The sequence below is a fragment of the Nocardioides sp. 616 genome (genome assembly GCF_002930065.1).
Lineage (GTDB): Bacteria > Actinomycetota > Actinomycetes > Propionibacteriales > Nocardioidaceae > Nocardioides > Nocardioides houyundeii.
Genome location: NZ_POAG01000019.1, coordinates 68798 through 73226, shown reverse-complemented (window position 1 = coordinate 73226; position 4429 = coordinate 68798). Strand labels below are relative to the sequence as shown.

The following is a 4429-nucleotide window of genomic DNA, read 5'->3' as shown; positions in this document are numbered from 1 at the left end:
CCCGTCACCCGGCAGCTGCCGGGTGACGGGGCTCGAGTCGTGCCTGGTGCGGGTGCCGCGTCAGCGGGTGGCAGTGCCCTCGACGTAGTCGCTGTCGTGGCTCTTGACCCAGGCCATCAGCTTGCGCAGCTCGCGGCCGGTGGCCTCGATCGGGTGCTGTTCGCCCTTCGTGCGCAGCTCCTCGAACTCCGGCCCGTTCGCGTCCTGGTCCTCGATGAAGCGCTTGGCGAAGGCACCGTTCTTGATGTCCTCCAGCACCGCCTTCATGTTCTCCTTGACGTCCGGGGTGATGACCCGCGGACCGGAGACGTAGTCGCCGTACTCGGCGGTGTCGGAGACCGACCAGCGCTGCTTGGCGATGCCGCCCTCGTACATCAGGTCGACGATCAGCTTGAGCTCGTGCAGGCACTCGAAGTAGGCGACCTCGGGCTGGTAGCCGGCCTCGATCAGGGTCTCGAAGCCGTACATCACCAGCTGGGAGGCGCCACCGCAGAGGACGGCCTGCTCGCCGAACAGGTCGGTCTCGGTCTCCTCGGCGAAGGTGGTCTTGATGCCGCCCGCCCGCAGGCCGCCGATGCCCTTGGCGTAGGACAGCGCGAGCTGCCAGGCCTTGCCCGACTCGTCCTTCTCCACCGCGACCAGGACCGGCACGCCGCGACCGTCGACGTACTCGCGACGGACCAGGTGTCCGGGGCCCTTGGGGGCGACCATGAACACGTCGACGCCCTCGGGCGGGGTGATGTAGCCGTACCGGATGTTGAACCCGTGGCCGAAGACCAGGGTGTCACCGGGGGTGAGGTTGGGGGCGATCTCCTCGGCGTACAGCTTCCGCTGGTGCTGGTCCGGGGCGAGGATGACGATCACGTCGGCCTCCTCGGTCGCCTCGGCGGGGGTCAGCACGCGGAGACCCTCGGACTCGGCCTTGGCCCGGCTCTTGGAGCCCGGCTGGAGACCGATGCGCACGTCGACGCCGGAGTCGCGCAGCGACAGCGCGTGGGCGTGGCCCTGGCTGCCGTAACCGATCACGGCGACGTTCTTGCCCTGGATCAGGGTCAGGTCAGCATCGTCGTCGTAGAACATCTCAGCCACTTGAGGCTCTCCTTCTGGGGTGTGTATCTGGAAACTGGGGGGACGGGGGTCGCTCAGCCGACGGCGTCGGGCACGGGGACCGGCGTCAGCTTGGTGGTGCGCTCGGTGATCGAGCGCGCGCCGCGACCGATCGCCACTCGGCCGGACTGGACGAGCTCACGGACCCCGAAGGGCTCGAGCACCTTGAGGAAGTCGCTCAGCTTGTCGGAGTTGCCGGTGACCTCGATGGTGACGGCGTCGGGGGCCACGTCGACCACCCGGGCCTTGAAGAGCTGGACCGCGTCGAGCACCTGTCCGCGGGTCTCCACGTCGGCCCTGACCTTGACCAGGAGCAGCTCGCGGGTCACCGAGGCGGACCGCTCGAGCTCGACGATCTTGATCACCTCGACCAGCTTGTTGAGCTGCTTGGTGACCTGCTCGAGCGGCAAGCCCTCGACGTCGACCACGATGGTCATCCGGGACACCTCCGCGTGCTCGGTGGGACCCACCGCGAGGCTGTCGATGTTGAAGCCGCGACGGCTGAACAGGCCGGCGACGCGGGCCAGGACTCCCGGCTTGTTCTCCACCAGGACCGACAGGGTGTGCTTGCTCATCAGAGGTCGTCCTCGTCGAACTCGGGCGCCAGGTCGCGCGCGTACTTGATCTCGTCGTTGCTGGTTCCGGAGGCGACCATCGGCCAGACCATGGCGTCGCGGTGCACCCGGAAGTCCACCACCACGGGCTGGTCGTCGATCGCCATTGCCTTCTCGATGGTGGCGTCCACCTCACCCTCGGAGTCGCACGAGAGGCCCACGCAGCCGTAGGCGTCGGCGAGCTTGACGAAGTCGGGGATACGACGGTCGGCCCCGGTGTGCAGGTCGGTGTTGGAGTAGCGCTCGTTGTAGAAGAGCGTCTGCCACTGCCGCACCATGCCGAGGGACTCGTTGTTGATGATGGCGACCTTGATCGGGATGCCCTCGATCGCGCAGGTGGCCAGCTCCTGGTTCGTCATCTGGAAGCAGCCGTCGCCGTCGATGGACCAGACCGTGGTGTCCGGGCAGCCGACCTTGGCGCCCATCGCCGCGGGGACCGAGAAGCCCATGGTGCCCAGGCCCCCGGAGTTGATCCAGGTGTTGGGCTGCTCGTACTTGACGAACTGCGCGGCCCACATCTGGTGCTGGCCCACCCCGGAGGCGTAGATCGCCTCAGGACCGGCGATGGCGCCCAGGCGCTCGATGACGTACTGCGGGGACAGCGTGCCGTCGGCGGGCCTGTCGTAGCCCAGCGGGTAGCGCCTCTTGATCCCGGCGACGAAGTCGACCCACTGCTCGTAGTCGCCGACCCGGCCCTGCTCGGCCTCGCCCCGCAGCGCCACCAGCAGGTCCATGATGACCTCGCGGGCGTCACCGACGATGGGCACGTCGGCATGCCGGTTCTTGCCGATCTCGGCCGGGTCGATGTCGGCGTGGATGACCAGCGCCTGCGGAGCGAAGGAGTCCAGGTTGCCGGTGACCCGGTCGTCGAACCGGGCACCCAGACTGATCATCAGGTCCGAGCGCTGCAGGCCCGCCACCGCCGCGACGGTGCCGTGCATCCCGGGCATGCCCAGGTGCTGGGGGTGGCTGTCGGGGAAGGCGCCGCGGGCCATCAGGGTGGTCACCACGGGGATCCCGGTGAACTCGGCCAGGGCGAGCAGCTCACGACTGGCGCGGGAGCGGATGACGCCGCCACCGACGTACAGCACGGGGCGCTTGGCGGCCAGGATCATCTTGGCCGCCTCCCGGATCTGCTTGCTGTGCGGCCGGGTGATGGGGCGGTAGCCGGGCAGGGTCAGCTCGGCGGGCCAGGAGAAGTCGGTCATGGCCTGCAGCGCCGACTTGGCCACGTCCACCAGGACCGGGCCGGGACGCCCCGTGGAGGCGATGTGGAAGGCCTCGGCGACGGTGCGCGGGATGTCGGCGGCGTCGGTGACCAGGAAGTTGTGCTTGGTGATGGGCATGGTGATGCCCCGGATGTCGGCCTCCTGGAAGGCGTCGGTTCCGATCAGCGAGGCACCCACCTGGCCGGTGACGGCGACCATCGGCACGGAGTCCATGTAGGCGTCGGCCAGCGGGGTGACCAGGTTCGTGGCGCCCGGCCCGGACGTCGCCATGCAGACCCCGACCCGGCCGGTAGCGCTGGCGTAGCCCTGGGCGGCATGCCCCGCGCCCTGCTCGTGGCGCACCAGGATGTGCCGGATGCGGGTGGAGTCCATCAGCGGGTCGTACGCCGGGAGGATCGCGCCGCCCGGGATGCCGAAGATGTGCTCCGCGCCCGCGTGCTCCAAGGAACGCACCAGGCTCTGTGCCCCGGTGATCGCACCGCCCTGCTCGCTCATCTGCTCTTCCTCACTGCCCTGTTGTCCTGCATGTGCCCAACAAAAAACCCCTCGGCCGGTGACGGCGACGAGGGGTGACGCGTGGTGCTGTGGACTCGAGGTCCTCAGCTCACGCGTCGCGTGCGTACAAGAAGGTCCGTGCGCATGCGCCTACGGTAGCCGCCGGGCTAGCCCGGCGCCCACCAGTGTGCCACGCGTCCCAGATGCTGGTACGACGGTCCCACATGATGGCGACGCGAGGGTCCACGTCAGGGCAGGACCAGCCGGCCGACGTCGCCGGGATTGAACGCGATCTCCCAGCGGAATCCGTCGGGGTCCGCGAAGTAGCCGGAGTAGCCGCCCCACTCCCGCTCCTGGGCGTCGACCACCGGGTCCGCCCCGGCGTTGCGGGCCTGCTCCAGCACCCGGTCGACGCCGTCCCGGGTGGCGCAGTTGTGCGCCAGGGTTACCGGGGGCACGGCACCGCGAGCCGGTCGGGCGCCCACCTCGGCGGCGAACGCCTCCTCGTCCCACAGGGAGAGCACCACCTTGTCGGCCACCTGGAACATCAGGACCTCGCCCGGCACGTCGACGCAGGGCTCCCAGCCCAGGGAGTCGAGGTAGAAGCGGCGGCTGACGGCCAGCTCGGCCGCGGCCAGGGTGATGAAGCTGAGGCGTTGGTCCACCCACTGAGGCTCCCACATCTGCGGCGGCCTCGGGAGGCGCCGCCTGAGACAATCGCGCCATGCGCGCCCTCCGCCTGACCACCACCGCCCTCCCCCGCCTCTGGCGCGCAGCACGCGCCGCCGGCGCCGGGCACGCGGCCGCGCTGGACGTCGTGCTCGCCTCGGCGCTCGCCTTCTCCAGCGCCTCGCGGGCGCACCCGGGCGCCTGGCGGCGGCACAACGCCGTCCGGCACTTCATGTGGCAGGCCTACCTGAGCGCCCGTCACGGCGAGGCACTGGCCCGTGCGGTGGCCGACGCCCAGGAGGCCGGCTCCGCGGA

General features: G+C 70.0%; 5 protein-coding genes. 1 reads left to right on the top strand and 4 read right to left on the bottom strand.

Annotated elements, in window-relative coordinates:
* Positions 1-60: 60 nt before the first annotated feature.
* The 4 genes from ilvC to C5H89_RS11540 all read right to left on the bottom strand — a co-directional run bounded on the left by ilvC (position 61) and on the right by C5H89_RS11540 (position 4110).
* The gene (gene ilvC / locus C5H89_RS11555) at positions 61-1089 is read right to left on the bottom strand and encodes a ketol-acid reductoisomerase (RefSeq protein ID WP_104107176.1); all 1029 of its coding nucleotides are present in this window, start codon (positions 1087-1089) and stop codon (positions 61-63) included.
* 53 nt (positions 1090-1142) lie between these two features.
* Entirely contained in the window at positions 1143-1682 is a 540-nt protein-coding gene (gene ilvN, locus C5H89_RS11550) for an acetolactate synthase small subunit (RefSeq protein ID WP_101523988.1), read from the bottom strand.
* On the bottom strand, positions 1682-3445 hold the full coding sequence (locus C5H89_RS11545) for an acetolactate synthase large subunit (RefSeq protein ID WP_104107175.1): 1764 nt from the start codon (positions 3443-3445) through the stop codon (positions 1682-1684). The genes ilvN and C5H89_RS11545 overlap by 1 nt, the downstream gene beginning before the upstream one ends.
* Positions 3446-3693: 248 nt before the next feature.
* Positions 3694-4110 (bottom strand): VOC family protein, encoded by a 417-nt coding sequence (locus C5H89_RS11540; RefSeq protein ID WP_104107509.1) that lies wholly within the window; start codon positions 4108-4110, stop codon positions 3694-3696.
* Between the two features lie 59 nt (positions 4111-4169).
* Here C5H89_RS11540 and C5H89_RS11535 point away from each other — a divergent pair.
* A partial coding sequence (locus C5H89_RS11535) for a hypothetical protein (protein ID WP_162799348.1) occupies positions 4170-4429 on the top strand: 260 nt, incomplete at its 3' end.

Coding starts and splice junctions, on each gene's coding strand:
- ilvN (WP_101523988.1), bottom strand. CDS start 1,682: ATGAGCAAGCACACCCTGTCGGTCCTGGTGGAGAACAAGCCGGGAGTC.
- C5H89_RS11545 (WP_104107175.1), bottom strand. CDS start 3,445: ATGAGCGAGCAGGGCGGTGCGATCACCGGGGCACAGAGCCTGGTGCGT.